This window comes from Amycolatopsis ponsaeliensis, assembly GCF_030182635.1.
Taxonomy (GTDB): Bacteria; Actinomycetota; Actinomycetes; order Mycobacteriales; family Pseudonocardiaceae; genus Amycolatopsis; species Amycolatopsis ponsaeliensis.
In genome coordinates, this window is the sequence record NZ_JAPZLD010000063.1 from 38,058 (window position 1) to 54,867 (window position 16,810).

General features: G+C 70.0%; 13 protein-coding genes and 1 pseudogene. 9 read left to right on the plus strand and 5 right to left on the minus strand.

Annotation, left to right across the window (positions count from 1 at the left end; translation table 11 throughout):
• The first annotated feature begins 7 nt into the window (after positions 1-7).
• From QQ657_RS50650 to QQ657_RS50675, 5 genes and pseudogenes are all read left to right on the plus strand, one after another.
• Complete coding sequence (locus QQ657_RS50650) at positions 8-685, plus strand: copper homeostasis protein CutC (RefSeq protein ID WP_284749628.1); 678 nt, start codon at positions 8-10, stop codon at positions 683-685.
• A 540-nt stretch (positions 686-1,225) separates the two neighbouring features.
• Positions 1,226-2,353: pseudogene (locus QQ657_RS50660) on the plus strand (tetratricopeptide repeat protein); the annotation flags it as partial.
• Positions 2,354-2,519: 166 nt separating this feature from the next.
• Entirely contained in the window at positions 2,520-4,166 is a 1,647-nt protein-coding gene (locus QQ657_RS50665; protein WP_284749631.1) for a S53 family peptidase, read from the plus strand.
• A gap of 97 nt (positions 4,167-4,263) precedes the next feature.
• Positions 4,264-5,850: a benzoylformate decarboxylase gene (gene mdlC, locus QQ657_RS50670; protein WP_284749632.1), complete on the plus strand. Its 1,587-nt coding sequence runs from the start codon at positions 4,264-4,266 to the stop codon at positions 5,848-5,850.
• A 1-nt stretch (position 5,851) separates the two neighbouring features.
• A complete protein-coding gene (locus QQ657_RS50675; RefSeq protein ID WP_284749633.1) occupies positions 5,852-6,316 on the plus strand; it encodes a hypothetical protein in 465 nt (154 codons plus the stop codon).
• Here QQ657_RS50675 and QQ657_RS50680 read toward each other — a convergent pair whose 3' ends face one another.
• Genes QQ657_RS50680 through QQ657_RS50700 form a run of 5 tightly spaced genes read right to left on the minus strand, consistent with a single transcriptional unit; the run spans position 6,317 to position 10,652 of the window.
• A complete protein-coding gene (locus QQ657_RS50680; protein WP_284749639.1) occupies positions 6,317-7,120 on the minus strand; it encodes an ABC transporter substrate-binding protein in 804 nt (267 codons plus the stop codon).
• A gap of 42 nt (positions 7,121-7,162) precedes the next feature.
• The gene (locus tag QQ657_RS50685; RefSeq protein ID WP_284749634.1) at positions 7,163-8,023 is read right to left on the minus strand and encodes an ABC transporter ATP-binding protein; all 861 of its coding nucleotides are present in this window, start codon (positions 8,021-8,023) and stop codon (positions 7,163-7,165) included.
• 19 nt (positions 8,024-8,042) lie between these two features.
• A complete protein-coding gene (locus tag QQ657_RS50690) occupies positions 8,043-8,876 on the minus strand; it encodes an ABC transporter permease (RefSeq protein WP_284749635.1) in 834 nt (277 codons plus the stop codon).
• On the minus strand, positions 8,873-9,643 hold the full coding sequence (locus tag QQ657_RS50695) for an ABC transporter permease (protein WP_284749636.1): 771 nt from the start codon (positions 9,641-9,643) through the stop codon (positions 8,873-8,875). Before QQ657_RS50695 ends, QQ657_RS50690 begins: the two co-directional genes overlap by 4 nt.
• 1 nt (position 9,644) lies before the next feature.
• Entirely contained in the window at positions 9,645-10,652 is a 1,008-nt protein-coding gene (locus tag QQ657_RS50700; protein WP_284749640.1) for an ABC transporter substrate-binding protein, read from the minus strand.
• Positions 10,653-11,365: 713 nt separating this feature from the next.
• Here QQ657_RS50700 and QQ657_RS50705 point away from each other — a divergent pair.
• The 4 genes from QQ657_RS50705 to QQ657_RS50720 are packed head-to-tail and all read left to right on the plus strand — an operon-like array spanning position 11,366 to position 16,442.
• Positions 11,366-14,569, plus strand: coding sequence for a sensor histidine kinase (locus tag QQ657_RS50705; protein WP_284749637.1), 3,204 nt, complete (start codon positions 11,366-11,368; stop codon positions 14,567-14,569).
• Positions 14,570-14,583: 14 nt separating this feature from the next.
• The gene (locus tag QQ657_RS50710; RefSeq protein WP_284749641.1) at positions 14,584-15,045 is read left to right on the plus strand and encodes a roadblock/LC7 domain-containing protein; all 462 of its coding nucleotides are present in this window, start codon (positions 14,584-14,586) and stop codon (positions 15,043-15,045) included.
• A 25-nt stretch (positions 15,046-15,070) separates the two neighbouring features.
• Positions 15,071-15,853 (plus strand): DUF742 domain-containing protein, encoded by a 783-nt coding sequence (locus QQ657_RS50715; protein ID WP_284749638.1) that lies wholly within the window; start codon positions 15,071-15,073, stop codon positions 15,851-15,853.
• Positions 15,834-16,442 carry a GTP-binding protein gene (locus tag QQ657_RS50720; protein WP_247017872.1) on the plus strand — a complete coding sequence of 203 codons (609 nt, stop codon included), beginning with the start codon at positions 15,834-15,836 and terminating at the stop codon, positions 16,440-16,442. Before QQ657_RS50715 ends, QQ657_RS50720 begins: the two co-directional genes overlap by 20 nt.
• Positions 16,443-16,810: the final 368 nt, after the last annotated feature.

Genomic DNA, 16,810 nt, shown 5'->3' on the forward strand with positions numbered 1-16,810 from the left:
ATGAGGCATGAGCTCGAAGACGCCCCTGCTGGAAGTGATCGCGCTGGACGCGGCGGACGCCGAAGGCGCGCAGGCGGGCGGGGCCGACCGCCTCGAACTGGTGACGGACATGGCGCAGGACGGCCTGACGCCGACGCTGGAAACGCTGCGTGACGTGCTCTCGGCGACCGACCTCCCGGTGCGGGTCATGCTGCGGGACAACGGTTCCTTCGCCGTCGGCGACCTCGAGGGGCTGCGCGCGGACACCGCCCGGCTGATCGACGCGGGCGCGCGCGAGTTCGTCTTCGGGTTCCTGAACATCGACAGCGAGATCGACGTGGACGCCTGCGAAGCGCTGATCAAGGAGGTCGACGGCCTGCCGTGGACGTTCCACCGCGCCATCGACCGCACGCGGGATCCGCTGCGCGCGTACGACCAGCTGGCCGCGCTCGGGTGTGACACCGTGCTCGCGGCCGGGCACCCGAACGGCGTAGCCAGTGGGCTCTCCGTGCTGCAGCGGCTCGCGCAGCGCGACAGCGGGCCGGAGCTGCTCGTCGGCGGCGGCCTGCGCGCGCAGCAGGTGCACCTCTTGCGCGCGGGTGGCGTGCGGGGGTTCCATGTCGGAAGCGCGGTCCGCCCCGGTGGCTGGCAGTCCTCTGTGGACGCCGAATCGGTGCGCACCTGGGTGGACCTCGTCAAATCCTGAAGAACCGCGGAAGTCGTACAGTTCACACGGCGCAAGATTGGAAATCCGCAGCCGGTAGGCGGTCAATTACGTGATTCGCCTGCCGGTCATACCAGTATTCTGCCGTTGAATCTTCCCGATGAAATTGCACTCGGCGCGTGCACCGGCCGGGGCGGGTCTGCGCGTGCGGCTGCACGCGAACCTCGGGGTTCTTACCTGGTTGGCGGCTGATTTCGGGTCGACCGGCTGGCTACGGTTGTCCCGCATTTCGCGATCCGATCGATCTTCATGAATCGTTCTGCAGTGCGGGAGGCGGCGCCGTGAGCGCGCGTATTCAGTTCGAGACGAGCTCGATGCGAGGACAACAGGAAACCAAGACCATGGCGATCCGGTGGATTTCTGTCGCGTGGGAGCGGCTGATTCCCCGCGGCTATCGCCCGATTGTGACCGGAACCAGCCGAAAGGCCGAATCGTGACCGGCGCGATACCGCGGCAACGCGGAACCGAAACCTCCGAAGACGAGTTCGCGAAGCTGGGGCTCGGCGGCTCGCTCGCCCTCACCGGCCTGCTGGCCGCCGTCAAGATCGCGGAAACCGCCACGGGCGTGGTGCTGACCGCCGCCGGGGTACTGCCCGGCGCCAGTCCCTCGAAGGAGCGGGCTCCGGCCTGGCCTGGAGGGGAATGAACGGGAGCTGCCCGGCAGCTCTCTACGGACGGAGGGCTGCCATGGAGGGCAGTGGAGGGCGGGACGACCAGCGTGGCGCACGCGTGGGTCTCGCCGACGTGCGGCGGCTCGAGGACGTCGTCGCCGAACTCAGGGGCCTGGACTACCGCTACGGCGGCGGCGCCTGCCGGAGGGCCGTCGAGTCGCGGCTGCCCGCGGCCGTCGCGCTGCTGGAGGGCGTGACCAAGACCGTCGTCCTGGCGCGGCTCTGCACCGCCGTCGCCGACCTGTACAACCTGGCCGGCTGGACGAACTTCGACCAGGACCGCCCGGCCGCCGCGCTGGCCGCGTTCCGGCGGGCGCTGGAGCTCGCCATCCAGGCCGAGAACGACGATCTCCAGGCCAACATCCGGTACCGCATCGGACGGCTGCACCTGCACTACGGCGCCGTCGACGCGGCGCTCGAGGAGTTCGCGCGGGGCCGGGAGGCCGCGCTGCAGGCGCACTCCAAGCTCGCGCAGGCGATCCTGTCGGCCAACCAGGCGTGGGCGCACGCCAAGAAGGCCGACGTCGCCGAGGCGCTGACCTACCTCCGCCGCGCCCGCGAGGAGTTCGCGGAAGCCGAGGGGCGCGAGCCGTCGCCGTGGGACTCGTTCTTCGGGGCCACCGACATGGCGGCGATGGTCGGCACGGTGCACGGCGAGCTGGCCCAGGTGGTCGACATCCGGCACGGCCGGGACGGCATCCCCGCGCTCACCGACGCGATCGCCGGGTACGGCACCGGCATGACGCGCAGCCGCTCGCTGACCTTGATCTGGCTCGCCACCGTGCACGCGCTGGACGGCGACCTCGACGTCGCCACCGCCGTCGGCGAGGAGGCGATCGAGCTGGCGGGCGCCCTGCGGTCGCCGCGGACGCGGCAGCGGCTGCGCTCGCTGTCGGCGGCGGCCCGCCGGTTTTCCGGCAATGCGGACGCAAGGGAGATCGTCGACCGTCTCGGCGATCTCGGGCATTCCGGACGATAATCGAATGGCCATGGAAAGGTAAACCGCCCGGAAACTGAAAAGGGGAACCGCGAAAGGGCAGCCAAAAGTAGGTTCCTCGGCGCGACAGCGGTTTCTTATGCTTCTCGGCAACCTGCGGCGAGCATTCCGCGCAGGCCCGGTCCCCACCGCCGAGAGGAAATCCCCCATGCGCTTGCGCAAGCTCGTCGCGGCCGCCGTGCCGCTGCCGGCGTTGCTCGGCCTCGCCGTGGTCGTTCCTGCCGCCGCCGCGACGGAACCCCTGGTCACCCTGGCCGACAACGCCGCTCCACTCGTCAGCAGCGCTCGCACCGGTGACGTCGCGGGCGGGCAGCGGATCACCGCGGCGCTGTCGCTGAAACTGCACAACCAGCAGGCGCTGGAAAAGTTCCTCGCCGACGTGCAGAACCCGGCCTCGCCGCAATACCACCACTTTCTGACCCCGGCGCAGTTCAATGCCGAGTTCGGCCCGACCCAGGCCGAGGTCGGCAAGGCCGTCTCATTCCTCGAGAAGGCTGGCGCCACCGGGATCGAGGTTTCCGGCAACCGTCAGGCCGTCACGTTCACCGGCTCGGCGGCCCAGCTCGAATCGGCGTTCCACACCCGGATCGGCACCTACCACGACCAGGTGTCCGGCCGGGACTTCTTCGCCAACGACGCCGCCCCGACCGTGCCGGCGGACGTCTCGGCCGTCGTGGGCAACGTCGTCGGCCTCGACGACCACGCCCTGCGGACGCACACCACCGCCGCCGCGAAGCCGAACGTCGTCAAGGCGGTCACCCCGCCGGTGCTCAAGACCGCGTACGGCACCAGCGGTCTCTCGGCGACCGGCAGCGGCGTGAAGGTCGGCTTCGTCGAGTTCGACGGCTACCAGAAGTCCAACGTCACCAAGTACGACAGCACGTACGGCCTTTCGGCGGGCTCGGTGACCACGGTCCCGGTCAGCGGCGCGAACTACGACTCGGCGCCGGGCGACGGCCAGATCGAGGTCGAGCTCGACATCGAGGTCGTGCACGCGCTGGCGGCCGCGGCGAACGACTACGTGTACGAGGCGCCGAACACCAGCGCCGGCGAACTGGCGATGTACCAGAAGATCGCGTCGGACCACACGGTGAACGTCGTCTCGATCTCTTGGGGCGCCTGTGAATCCGCGGAGGGGTCGAGCGCGGCGAAGAGCGTCAGCAACGCGATCGCGACGGGCACCGCGGAGGGCATCTCGTACTTCGCGGCCGCGGGCGACGACGGCACGACCGACTGCTACCGCCAGACGGGGTCGACGGCGAAGGCCGTGGACTTCCCGGCGTCGAGCCCGAACGTGACGGGCGTCGGCGGCACGCAGCTGACCGTGACCTCCTCGAACGCGTACAGCAGCGAGAAGGCGTGGAACGACGGCGCGTCCAACGGTTCGACGGGTGGCGGCATCTCGACGGTGTTCACGGCGCCGTCGTGGCAGTCCTCGCAGAGCACGACCTACCGCAAGGTCCCGGACGTCTCGGCCGACGCGGCGAGCGGCTCGGGCTACTACATCTACACGGCGGGTTCGTGGGAGACGGTGTGGGGCACGTCGGGCGCGGCCCCGCTGTGGGCGGCGTTCGCGACGCTGCAGAACCAGGTCCACGGCGGTGGGCTGGGCAACCTGAACCCGAAGTTCTACTCGATCGGCAACGGGTCGTCGTACGGCACGGGCTTCCACGACGTGACGACCGGCAACAACACCCTGCACGGGACGACGGGCTTCACCGCGGGCACCGGGTATGACCAGGTGACGGGCTGGGGTTCGTTCAAGGGGAGCGGCTTGTCGGGCCTGATCGGCTGAGTTCGCAGGGGGCCGGGGCTGTCGCATCCGTGCGACGGCCCCGGCGTCCGGCCGCTTGGGGGCTTTCCTTCGCAAGACTAAGCATTAGTCTGTGGGCATGAACAAGCGCACGGTGCTGGACGCCACCCGCGAACTCCTCCGCGAACTCGGCCTCACCACGGTGTTCGGCAACCCCGGCACCACCGAGGTCCCGTTCCTCACCGACTGGCCGGACGACTTCGACTACGTCCTCGGCCTGCAGGAGTCCGCCGTGGTGGCGATGGCCGACGCCTACGCCCAGGCCACGCGCCGGGCCGTGCTCGTCAACCTGCACTCCGCGGGCGGTGTCGGGCACGGGCTGGGCAGTCTCTTCACCGCCTACCGCAACCGGACGCCGCTGATCGTCGTCGCCGGGCAGCAGAACCGGGCTCTCCTGCCGCACGATCCCTTCCTCGGTGCCACGGACGCGCCCGAGTTCCCCAAGCCGTACGTCAAGTGGTCCATCGAGCCCGCGACCGCCGAGGACGTCCCGGCCGCGCTTTCCCGGGCCTACCACGTGGCGACGCAGGCGCCGTCCGGGCCGGTCTTCGTGTCGGTGCCGGCCGACGACTGGACCGTCACCACCGAACGGCCCGTCATCTCCCGGCCCCGGATCCGTGGTTTTGCGCCGGACCCGGAGGCGATCGACGAGCTCGTCGCCGCCCTGGAAAAGAGCGAGCGGCCCGCGATCGTCGTCGGGGGAGCTGTCGATCAGGACGGTGCCGTCGTGGAGACCGTCGCGCTGGCCGAACGTCTCAACGCGGCTGTCTGGGTCGCGCCGATGTCGTTCCGGTGCTCGTTCCCCGAGGATCACCCGCTGTTCCAGGGTTTCCTGGACCCCGAACGCGGCGCGGTCTCGGACCGGCTCGCGCAGCACGACCTCGTCGTGGTGCTCGGGGCGCCGGCTTTCACCTACCACGTCGACCGCGGACGCGACGACGCGCAGATGCCGCCGCTGTTCATCCTCAGCGACGACGAGCAGATCCTCGCGCGCGCCTTCGAGGGCACGGGTATCCGGGCGACGCCGAAGCTCGGCGTCCGCGCCCTGCTGAACGTCGTCGACCAGAGCTCGCGGCCCGCGCCGGCCCCGCTCCAGCGCCCGGCGAAGCCCAGCGGCGACAAGCTCACCGCCGAGTTCGTCTACTCGACACTCGCGGATCTGTTGCCGGACAACGCGATCGTCGTCGAAGAGGCACCCAGCCACCGCGGATTCCTGCACGACCACCTGCCGATCACCCAGACCGACACCGGCTTCCTGACGATCGCCAGCGGTGCCCTCGGTTACGGCGTCCCGGGCACCGTCGGCGCGGCGCTCGGTGCCCCGGACCGCAAGGTCATCGGCGTCATCGGCGACGGCTCCAGCATGTACGGCATCCAGGCACTGTGGACGGCCGCACGCCAAGACGTCCCGGTGACGATCCTGATCCTGGACAACAGCGAGTACGCGGCCGTCCGCATCCTCGGCGACGCGATCGGCGGCGAGAAGATCCCGGGCACCCAGCTGGGTGGCATCGACTTCGCGGCACTGGCGGCGAGCATGGGCTGCCAGGCCGTGACGATCACCGAGCCGTCGGGCCTGGTCCCGGGGCTGACGGCGGCGCTGGGCGAGAAGCGCCCGACGCTGGTGCACATCCGGGTGGCGGCGTCGGACCGGACGATCTACTGACTTGTCGACAACCGAAGAGCTGGAAGCGGCGGTGGCCCGGCTGGCGGGATGCCGGGTCACCGAGTTCTCCCGGACCCTCGACATCGCCATCGTCGGCTTCCACGGCGAGGACGTCGAAAAGCGCCTCCACGCGCAGTGCCCGTTCCGCGTGACGCACCGCGAACAGCTCCTGTTCGGCTCGGTCGACATGCGCTACCGGGACACCGGCGACGCGGAGACGGCGTTCGACGAGTACCGGACGAAGTACGACCGCCAGGCCCGGCAGCTGACCCGGATGGTCACGGAGCACGAATGCCTCGTCGACGCGGCGGCCCTGGGACCGGTCGGGACGCTGTCGGTGCGGCTTTCCGGACATGTCGTGATCGAGGTCTTCCCGGCGTGCGCGGGGCGCAACGTCGAGCAGTGGCGGCTGTTCGACCGGCACACCGACCACCACGTCGTCTTCCCTGACTCCGCCGACCGCTAGCTACCGCACCACCATCGCCGAGACGTCCACCGGTTTCGCGAGGACGCCCGTCTTCAGCAGCAGGTCCGGCACCCGCTGCAGCCGACGGGCGTCCACAGTGGACTGAAACGTCAGCAACCCGGTGCGGGCGGCCGTGTCCGCGTCGATCTTCGCGTACTTCACCATCAGCGGCTCGATCTTCTTGCGGTCCGCGGACGCGTCCCGCGTCGCCGCCGCCATCGCGCGCTGGAAGGCCGCCGCCGTCTTGGGTGATGATGACGTGAACGAACCCAGCGTGCCGTAGCCCGCCGTTGGGAAGTCCACTGTGGACCCCGTGCCGGTGTCGGCGACCAGCTCCGCGCCGGCCGTGCGCGAAGCCTGCGTGATGAACGGCTCGGTCAGGAAGCCCGCGTCGATGTCGCCGTTCTTCAGCGCCGCCGCCGTGTTCGGCAGCGGCAGCGGGACCCACTTGATGCCCGACGCGTCGACGTGGTTGTCGGCCAGCACCGACTTCGTCAGCGTGTCCGCGATCGTGTTGGGCGCCGAAATGCCGATCCGCTTGCCCGCCAGGTCGGCCACCGAGCGGATCCCGGACGACGGCAGCGCGACCACGCCCGTGGACCGCGGCCCGGCCGACGACGCGTCCGCGATCAGCCGGATGTCCGCGGTTCCCTTGCTCCGCGCCACGAAGAACGGCGTGTAGCTCGAGTACGCGATGTCGGCTTCGCCGCTGAGCAGCTTCGTCAGCGACGCCTGCCCGGTCGCGGCCTCGGTCGTCGAGACGTCGAGGCCTTCGCGCCGGAAGTACCCGCCGTCCTCGGCCAGCCAGTACCGCCCTGGCCGCGGCCATGATCCCCCCTGCGGTCGTCAGCTCCTGGTCGTCGACCTCGTCACGTTCTTGGCCCGCTCGGCCAGCTCCCATTCGGCGGCGTCCGACGCGGCCGCGGCCGCATCCGCCGGGGTGCCGCCTTGCAGCAGCCGCGCCACTTCGCCGCGCAGCGTCACGAACTCCACCGATTCGCGCGTGGTGATCTGGTTGCGCTCGGCCGGCAGGCCCACCTTGAGGTCCGCCACGATCGACGCCGGCGACTTCGACAGCACCAGCACCCGGTCGGACAGGTAGACGCTCTCGTCGATGTCGTGCGTGACGACGAGGATCGTGGTGCCCTGCTCGCGCTGCACCCGCCGGGTCAGGTCTTCGAGCTCGAAGCGGGTCTGCGCGTCGACCGAGGCGAACGGCTCGTCCATCAGCAGCAGCGACGGCCGGCTGGCCAGCGCGCGGGCGATCGACACCCGCTGCTGCATACCGCCCGACAGTTGCCACGGGAACTTCCCGCCCACCGCGGACAACCCGACCTGCTCCAGCGCCTCGGCCGCCCGCGAGCGCCGTTCGGCGCGGGAGATCGGCCGCCAGCGCAGCGGGAACTCGACGTTCTTCTGCACCGAAAGCCACGGGAACAGCGACCGGCTGTAGTCCTGGAACACGACGGCGAGGTCGTCCGGCACGCCCGAGACGCGGTCGCCGTGCAGGCTCACCGAGCCCTCGGTCGGCGGGGTCAGGCCGGCGACGCAGCGCAGCAGCGTCGACTTCCCGCAGCCCGACGGGCCGACGATGCTGGCCAGCTGCCCGGCCTCGACGGTGAACGAAAGGTCGTTCACCGCGGTGTGCGCCTTCGCGCCCGTGCCGTAGCGGTGACTGAGGCCGGACACTTCGAGCATGGTTGACATGGGAGAGGCCTTTCCAGCGTCAGTCGCGGCCGAGACGGGTCGGCTGCCAGGCCAGCACCCGCCGCTCCGCGGCCAGGAAGATCGTGTTGAAGACGTAGCCGAGGATGCCGAGCAGCACCAGCCACGACCACATGGTCGGGAAGTCGAAGTCCTGCTGGGCGTTCATCAGTGACCGCCCGATGCCGTTGTACGCGCCGACCAGCTCGGAGACGACCATCAGCAGCAGCGAGATCGACAGGCTGACCCGCAGCCCGGCGAAGATCTTCGGCGCCGCCGCGGGCAGCACCACCATCGAGACCCAGTAGCGCTTCGGCGTGCGGAACGCCCGCGAGGTCTCCACCTTCACCGAGTCGACGGAGCGGACCCCGTCGACCGAGTTGAGCAGCACCGGCCAGATCGCACCGAAGATGATCGCGCCGATCTGCATTCCCGAGCTCAGCCCGAACAGCACCGCGAACACCGGGATCAGCGTGGGCGGCGGGATCGAGCGGAAGAACGCGAACAGCGGGCCGAGGTAGTCCATCGCCTTCTCGGACCGGCCGACCAGCACGCCCAGCCCGATGCCGACGAGCGCGGCCAGCGCCCAGCCGCCGAGCATCCGGCCGAGGCTGGGGAACACGTTGTCGAACACCGCGTCGGTGAGGAACAGGTGCGACGCGGGCCCGGTGAACCACAGCTTCGCGGCGGCGACCGCGATCTCCGTGGGCGGGGGGAAGAACTTGCTGCCGCCGGCGCGGGCGGCGAACTCCCAGACGACCACGAGGATCGCGAAGAGCAGCCAGTTGCGGGCGACGGTGGCCGCGCCGCGCGCGGCCCGGCGGCCCACCCGGCCGGAAAGAGTCGCCGTGCTCATGCGATCGCCTCCCGGTCGATGCTGCTCCAGCGGAACAGCCGCTTGCCGAGCTGTTCGAGTCCCTCGTTGATCAGGTAACCCAGCACCCCGGCGACCACGGTACCGGCCAGGACCAGGTCGAAGCGGACCGAACCGGTGCTGGCGACGAGGATGAAGTTGCCGAGCCCGACTTCGGAACCGGCCAGGAACTCGACACTGACGACGGCGATCAGCGCGATGGTCGCCGAGAGCCGGATGCCGGTGAAGACGAACGGCGCGGTCTGCGGCAGCGCGACCGACGACAGGATGCGGAACCGGCTGGTCCCGCACGCGCGCGCGGTCTCCATCAGCACCGGGTCGATCTCGCCCATGCCGTAGATGGTGTTGAACATGATCGGCCACAGCGAGGCGTACACCGCGAGGGAGATCTTCGCGTCGGGACCGGAGCCGATCACCAGCAGCACCAGCGGCACCAGCGCGGTGACCGGGATCGGGCGGAGGAATTCGACGATCGCGGCGGTGGCGGTGCGCAGCACCGGGACGCTGCCCAGCAGCAGCCCGGCGAGCACACCGGCGACGATCGCGATGAGGATGGCGATCAGCCAGGCGAGCATGGTCGCGATGACGTCGCGGATGAAGTCGGCGTCGCCCAGCAGGTCCCCTACGGTGACCAGGACGACGCTCGGCGGCGGGATGAACGTTTTGCTGACCAGGTCGACCTGGACGACGACCTCCCAGAGCAGGAGGAAGCCGGCCAGGCCGGCCAGGCCGCGGAGCAGTTTCGTCACGTCAGCTGGTCGCCTGCGGAGCGATCATCGTCGCGGCGTCGACCTTGCTGGTGATGACGCCCATCTGCAGCAGCAGGTCGGGCACCCGCTGGAGGCGCCGGGCGTCCAGGGTGGAGCCGTAACCCGGCAGGGTGAGCAGCTTCGCCGTGTCCTGGTCGATCTTCGCGTACTTCACCAGCAGCGGCTCGACCTTCGCGCGGTCGTTGAGCGATTCGGCCGTGGCCTTCTTCATGGCGCGCTGGAAGGCGGCGAGGGTCTTCGGGTTCGACTGCACCCACTTCGCCGTCGTGCCGTAGCCCGTCAGCGGGAAGTCCTGGCTGGCGCCGGTGTTGATGTCGATGACCGGCGTCGCGCCGGCGATCTTCGCCGCCTGCGAGAGCTGCGGTTCCGGCATGTAGGCCGCGTCGACTTGGCCGTCCTTCAGCGCCGCCGCCATGTTCGGGAGCGGGATCGGGACCCAGTTGACCGTGCTGTAGTCGACGCCGTGGTCCTTCATCACCGACTTGGTGAGGATGTCGGACGCGGTGTTCAGGGCGGTGATCGCGATCCGCTTGCCCTTCAGGTCGCCGACCGTCTTCACCGGGGAGTTCGGCACCGTCACGATGGCGTTGCTCTTCGCGTTCACCGACGTGCCGTCGGCGACGAGCTGGATGTCCGCGGCGCCCTTGCTCTTGGCGACGAAGAACGGCGTGTAGGTCGAGAGCGCGATGTCCGCCTCACCCGAGATGGCCTTCGTCATCGACGCCTGGCCGCTCGGCGCGATGATCTGCTCGACCTCGAGCCCTTCGGCCTTGAAGTAGCCGCTGTCCTGGGCGAGCCAGAACGGCGCCAGGTCGGTGGTCGGCATGATGGAGACCTTGATCTTCGACTTTTCCAGGCCACCCCCGCTCGACGAGGCGTTCGAGTCGTCCGAGCCGAGCGCGCTGCAGCCGGTGAGGGCTGTCGCGGCCGCGACAGTGAGGGCGAGCCCGAGCGCGGCGCGGCGTGTGTGACCCCGGCGGCTGCTCATGGCGTTTCGAAGCAAGGCCTGCTCCTTGGGAGATTTGACGGTTGGTGGACCGAATCCCGGGGAAGTACGTAACTCATTCTCGGGAGTACGCGGGTCACTGTAGAGAACGTGACAGCTCGCTCACAACGGGTGTGATAAATACCCGAGAGAGTGGCGCACGTCACTCTATTGGCCTCTGGTCTAGACCCACTGCTCCACTCGCCGTAGCTGTTCACCCAGCGTAGGGCCCAGTTCCTGAATGAGGGACCGCCAGCTGTGCGCCGACTGAGCGAACGCTGTGCAACATCGTGCACGAAGCGTCGGGAGGGTTACATCTTCCCCGGGCGTTCGCTACCCTCTGCACCTGCGGGGAGGTATCAACCTCCGATGTAGTGAGAGAGAGTGCCTGGATGGCCGATCAAGACGATCCCCGGTTTACCAGGGCACGCTGTGCTTTTCCTGAGAGAAACTCCCCCGCGGAGACCACTGCCTGGCCGGGCTCAGCCGCCGTTCGGGCGGGCTAGGCCGGAGAAACAGACCAATGCAGGACCAGCGCAGGGACCGGACCGTGATGCTCGAGCTGAACCGATTCCGTCCGATCGGACGGGGTTCAGGGACCCCCGTCGAAGACGATCTTTTCACCCGTACGGGTAGCGTCTCGCGCTGGGCTCCTACCGATCGGCCGTTGAGCCGGAGCGCCGGGAGCGTGCAGACGAGTGGCTGAGGAGAACGCGATGCGCCCTGGCGGGCGCTGGACCGACCAGGGTTTCCATAGCACGAACGATGATGGTGGTGCGGCGGTGCCGAACGAAGACGCCGCGGGGGTAGGAGGGACCCCCGCGCAGTCGCCCGGAGATGCTCCGGGCCGGAAGGCCGGGCTGTTCTCCGGCATGCGCGACTGGAGGCTGCGGTCCAAGCTGGCCGCGATCCTCCTGATCCCGACGTTGACGGCGCTCACACTGGGCACGTTGCGCGTGGTCGACGACGCTCAGCAGGCGACCGAGTTCCAGCACACCGCCGACCAGGTCGCGTTCGCGGTCAAGGTCACCACGGTCGTGCACGAACTGCAGAACGAGCGCTCGCTGGCCGTCGCCCGGATCGCGTCCGCGAACCAGTTGCTGCAGACGGGCCTCGACGCGCAGATCGCCAAGGTCGACCGCGAGGTGACCGACCTGCGCAACGCGGCGTCGACCCTCAGCTACGACGACCAGGCGACCAAGGACCGCTACACCCGCGGTATCCAGCGCCTCGACGCCCTGCGCCCGCTGCGGGCGGCGTTCAACACCGCGAACGGCCTGCCGGACATCACGGTGATGACCGCTTACTCCGGCATCCTCGACGCGCTGATCGAGCTCGGCCGCGAGGTGACCACCGCGGTCACCGACCGGGACGTGCTGCGGCTCGGCACGAGCACGCAGGCGATCAGCGAGGCGAAGGAGTTCACCACCCGCTCCGACGCCGAGCTGCAGATCGCCGCGTTCCGCGGGAACTTCCCCGGTGACCTCCTGGACCAGACGCGTGCGTCGGCCTCCAGTGCGGACGCCTCGGTCGCGGCCTTCCTCGCGAACGCCGACGACGACCAGCGCCAGCTCTACAACGACACGTACTCCGGCCCGGAGGTCGACGACCGCCGCCGGATCCAGACCGCGGCGTTCTCGTTCGCCCAGCTGGGTGACGCGCCGAGCATCGACACCACGGCGCTCGGCAAGGACAGCACCGTGTCGGCGGACAAGCTGCACGCGGTCGAGTCGAACCTGCTGGCCCAGCTCAAGACCCGTGCCGACGACCTCGCCACGGCGGCGGTCAACTCGGCCTGGGTCGGCGGTGCCATCGTGCTCGCCGCGCTGGCGGCCGCGATCGCGCTGATGCTCATCGTCGCCCGCCTGATGCTGCGCCCGCTGCGGATCCTGCGGAAGAGCGCGCTGGACGTCGCGTACACCCGGCTGCCCGAAACGGTGCAGGCGATCCTCGACGACCCGGACCCGGTCGGCGCCTCGAAGAAGGCCGTCCAGCCGGTGCCCGTCACCTCACGCGACGAGATCGGCGAGGTCGCGCGGTCGTTCGACATCGTCCACGAACAGGCCGTCAAGATGGCCGCCGAGCAGGCCCTCCTGCGCGAGAACGTCAACGGCATCTTCGTGAACCTCTCCCGGCGGTCGCAGCGGCTGGTGGAACGCCAGCTCGGCGTCATCGACCGCCTCGAGGCCGACGAGCAGGACCCGGACCACTTGGCGAGCCTGTTCGAGCTCGACCACCTGGCCACCCGGCTGCGGCGCAACGGTGAGTCCCTGCTGGTGCTTTCCGGTGCCGGCCTGGCGAAGTCCGTGCCCAAGCCGGTGCCCGCCGCCGACGTCATCGGTGCAGCGGTGTCTGAGATCGAGCAGTACGCCCGGATCGAGGTCGGCATCGTGCCCGACGTCGCGGTCCAGGGCCTCGCGATCCACGACCTCGTGCACGTCCTCGCGGAGCTGCTCGACAACGCGACCTACTTCTCCGAGCCGGAGACGAAGGTCATCGTCCGCGCCGTGGTGACCCGCCGGAAGGCCCTCGCCATCCAGGTCACCGACCACGGTGTCGGCATGAGCGACGAGCGGCTGGCCGAGGTCAACGGGCGGCTCGCCGAGCCGCCGGACCTGGACGTGTCGGTGACCCGCCGGATGGGCCTGTACGTGGTCTCCCGGCTGGCCAAGCGCCACGGCATCGAGGTGCGGCTGCGCGAGAACGAGGACATCGAGGGTGGCGTGATCGCCCGCGTCGTCGTCCCGGCCGAGCTGCTCACCCAGCTCCGCCCGGGCATGACGCGGCAGACCCCGCTGCCGCCGAACCGGTCCGAGACGTCGATGTCGATGCCGAGCATCCCGATCCCGGCCGCGCGTTCGGACTACGACCAGACGCAGGCGCACACGCCGATCCCGCCTTCGGCACCGCCGCCACCCCCGCCTCCGCCGGTGCACGAACCGGTGGCGAACCAGGGCGGGCTGGTCCCGCTCGACCAGCCGATCAGCCTGGACGACCTGGTCAGCGGTGGCCGCGCGGCGGGCCCGTTCCTGTCGCCCGAGCTGCCGAAGCCCGAGGTGCCGGCCTGGCCGACCGCCGAAGACCTCGCGCCGCTGACGCCGTCGCCGAACGGCGAGGGCGCCAGCTCGAGGGCGAACGACACGCAGTTCGCGCCGCTGGTCCTGCCGAAGCGCGAGCCGAAGTACGTCCCGCCCGAGGAGCCGCCACCACCCCCGCCGCGTGCGGAGGAGGTCGGTCCGTCGGCCCTCGAGGACGATGTACCCACCCGGCGGCTGCCGATCTACCAGTCGGTGCTGTCACGCTGGTTCAGTGAAGGCGACGACTCGGTGGCCGACCCGGTCCCGACGCAGAGCGAGGGTGAAGACCCGAACCTCCCGCCGCTCACCGGCTCCGACGAGCCGGTGGCGGAGCGGACCGTCGTCGCCGAGCCGGTCAGCCGGCGCCCGGAGCGCGAGCGTGCTCCCGAGCGTGAGCGCGTGCCCGAGCCCGGGCCGGCCGACGAGCTGCTGCCGACCGCGGCGACCCGGCACCCGCTCCTCCCGCCCGACGACGGCTGGCACAGTGCCTCCGACGACGGCTGGCAGAAGGCGCAGTCGCTGCTGGAGGCCAAGAACGAAGAGATCACCACGGCCGGGCTGCCCAAACGTGTCCCGAACGCCTACCTGGTGCCGGGGTCGATCAACGGTCCTTCGTCCGACGGGCCGGCGCAGAACAACTTCGCGGACAACACCGCGGGCATGCCCGGAAAGGGTGCGATCACCCGCTCGGCGTCCGCGGCGCGGAGCAGGATGGCAAGCTTCCAGCGTGGCTACACCTCCGGCCGGCATGCGTTGAAGGAGCTCCCGGCCGACGAACAGCTGGAAAGCAGCAGGGTTCCGGGGCGTGGCAACACCACAGACAGCAGTGAGGAGCGAAAGTGACACGGGCGGGTGCAATGCAGCCGGGTGGCTCCGCGCAGCCGAACGGCCAAGCGCATGCCAAGGCGAACAATGCCGGCAGCTTCGCTTGGCTGATCACGGATTTCGTGCACCGGGTGCCCGGCGCGGCCCACGCGGTCGTGGTGTCGGCCGACGGCCTGCTCCTGGCGGCTTCGCGAGGCTTGCCGAAGGACCGGGCGGACCAGCTGGCGGCGGTGGCGTCGGGGCTCACGAGCCTCGCACGCGGTGCGGCCAAGGTGTTCGAAGGCGGGACGGTCGCGCAGACCGTCGTGGAGATGGCCAACGGCTTCCTCTTCCTCATGCAGGTTTCCGACGGTTCCTGCCTTGCGGTGCTCGGTTCGCCGGAGAGCGACATCGGCCTGGTCGTCTACGAGATGACCCTGCTGGTGGAGCGGGTCGGCCAGCAGCTGACACCGGAGATGCGGGCCCAGCTGCAGGGCTCGGCAGTCCGCCGCTGAGGACCCGGGAACCGAGGAGAGAGCCGTGGACGACGGGCGCTTGAGGGGCGATGGCCGGCTCGGTGACGACTTCTCCGGCGGGTGGTCCGAGCATTCGGACGACGGCCGGGAGGACTGGCAGTCGTTCCGGGAACGGGTCGACCGCGAGTGGCGGTCACGCCGGGTGCAGGCGTCCGACAACGACCCCGTGCGAGAGCCGCCGAACTGGCTGACCGACAGCAATGCCGGTCAGGAACCGATCCGGCCGATCCAGCCCGGTAGCGGCGAGTACCGCGACCGGCTGCTGGGCGGCCCCGGAGCGGAGCTGTTCGGCGGGTCGAGCGGGCCGTTGTACGACGCGCACGACTTCGCCGCGTACAGCAACGATCGTGACTACTCGGCGGGACTGGACTCCGGCGAGCTGGCCGCGGCGCTGCCGCGGCAGGCCCACCAGGAGTACGTCGACGAGCCGGCGCCGACCGAAATGGAGACGTCCGGCCTGGTCCGGCCGTACTTCCGGACCCGGGGCCGGACGAAGGCGACTCTCGATCTGGCGATCGAGGCGCTGATCTCGACCAGTGACCAGGGCCGGATGCTCGACCGGGTCCGGGTGCCCGAGCACCGGTCGATCTGTGACCTGTGCCTCGACACCCGGTCGGTGGCCGAGGTGGCGGCGCTGCTGCGCCTGCCGCTCGGTGTGGTGCGGGTGTTGATTGGTGACGTGGCGGGGCTCGGGCTGGTGCTGGTGCACTCCAGCAACCAGACCGTGGGTGACCGGCCGAGTATCGAGTTCATGGAAAGGGTGCTCAGTGGGCTTCGGAGAATTTGACTCCGACGCGAACGCGCCGCAGGTGACGGGTCCGACCTCGTCGGCCAAGATCGTGGTCGCCGGCGGGTTCGGTTCGGGGAAGACAACGATGGTCGGGGCGATCTCGGAGATCGACCCGCTGACCACCGAGGCCATGATGACCGAGGCGAGCGTCGGACACGACGACACCTCGGCGACGCCGAACAAGACCACCACGACCGTGGCGATGGACTTCGGGCGCATCTCGCTGGACTCGGACCTGGTGCTGTACGTCTTCGGCACCCCTGGTCAGCACCGGTTCTGGTTCATGTGGGACGACCTCGCGGTCGGTGCCATCGGAGCGGTCGTGCTGGTGGACACGCGGCGGCTCGCCGACGCGTTCCCCTCGATCGACTTCTTCGAGAACCGGAAGCTGCCCTACGTCGTGGCCATCAACTGCTTCGACCGGCTTCTGCACCACCAGATCGAGGACGTGCGGCACGCGCTCACCATCGCGCCGTCGGTCCCGATCATGGCGTGCGACGCGCGTGAGCGCGACTCCGCCAAGCAGGTGCTGATCTCCGTCGTCCAGCACGCGATCGCGCACGATTCGGCGTTGCGCGCGGGCTGAGGGTATGGCGCCCCGAACCGGATGCGGCCGTTGGAGTGAACTCCACGGGCTTCACCCACTTCGGGGAGCGCTGCCTCCGTCCGGAGGACGGAACGGTCACCGCGGTTCGGTACCGTCGAAGGTGGCGTCGCCTCCCCGGCTCGCCGTCCACCGGGCTGACCTGCGCGGACGTCCCGCCACCGCGGGCCGCGGAGTGAGCTCCGACCGCACTGCCCGGACCGGGCCGGTGCGGAGCGCGGTCGTGGGGCCCCGGGGGGGGCGCCCCGGCCGGGGGGGGGGGGGGGCCGCCGCCCCCGCGGGGGCTCAGCCCCCGCACCCACCCGGATGACGGCGTCTCCGAAGAACTCATCCGCGAAAAGCCCGGCGAA

Excerpts from the sequence above, each read along its gene's own strand:
- QQ657_RS50650 (WP_284749628.1), top strand. The coding sequence starts at position 8 with ATGAGCTCGAAGACGCCCCTGCTGGAAGTGATCGCGCTGGACGCGGCG.
- mdlC (WP_284749632.1), top strand. The coding sequence starts at position 4,264 with ATGAACAAGCGCACGGTGCTGGACGCCACCCGCGAACTCCTCCGCGAA.
- QQ657_RS50700 (WP_284749640.1), bottom strand. The coding sequence starts at position 10,652 with ATGAGCAGCCGCCGGGGTCACACACGCCGCGCCGCGCTCGGGCTCGCC.
- QQ657_RS50705 (WP_284749637.1), top strand. The coding sequence starts at position 11,366 with ATGCGCCCTGGCGGGCGCTGGACCGACCAGGGTTTCCATAGCACGAAC.
- QQ657_RS50710 (WP_284749641.1), top strand. The coding sequence starts at position 14,584 with ATGCAGCCGGGTGGCTCCGCGCAGCCGAACGGCCAAGCGCATGCCAAG.
- QQ657_RS50690 (WP_284749635.1), bottom strand. The coding sequence starts at position 8,876 with ATGAGCACGGCGACTCTTTCCGGCCGGGTGGGCCGCCGGGCCGCGCGC.
- QQ657_RS50665 (WP_284749631.1), top strand. The coding sequence starts at position 2,520 with ATGCGCTTGCGCAAGCTCGTCGCGGCCGCCGTGCCGCTGCCGGCGTTG.
- QQ657_RS50685 (WP_284749634.1), bottom strand. The coding sequence starts at position 8,023 with ATGTCAACCATGCTCGAAGTGTCCGGCCTCAGTCACCGCTACGGCACG.